Origin of the sequence: Hylemonella gracilis ATCC 19624 (assembly GCF_000211835.1) — a bacterium.
Lineage (GTDB): Bacteria > Pseudomonadota > Gammaproteobacteria > Burkholderiales > Burkholderiaceae_C > Hylemonella > Hylemonella gracilis.
Genome location: NZ_AEGR01000025.1, coordinates 1 through 202, shown reverse-complemented (window position 1 = coordinate 202; position 202 = coordinate 1). Strand labels below are relative to the sequence as shown.

1 protein-coding gene is annotated in these 202 nt (G+C 68.3%); it reads left to right on the top strand.

All coding sequences use genetic code 11. The features are described 5' to 3' along the window. Positions 1 to 202: hypothetical protein (locus HGR_RS17485; protein WP_006296392.1), on the top strand; the 202-nt coding region annotated here is incomplete at both ends.

Sequence of the window (202 nt, the reverse complement as noted above, 5' to 3'; positions counted from 1 at the left end):
GAACTCCGCGACCAACGCCCAGACGGTGGCTTCGGGTGCGACCTGGGGCGCCAACGCCATGGCGGCTGAGACTTTCGCGATCAACGCTGCCGCCGGCGCCGCGACGATTGCCACGGTGCTGAACGAAACGGCCCAGTCGGTCGCGTCCAAGGTGAACCAGCAGACTTCCGTGACGGGTGTGACGGCCGAAGCGCGCGCCAAC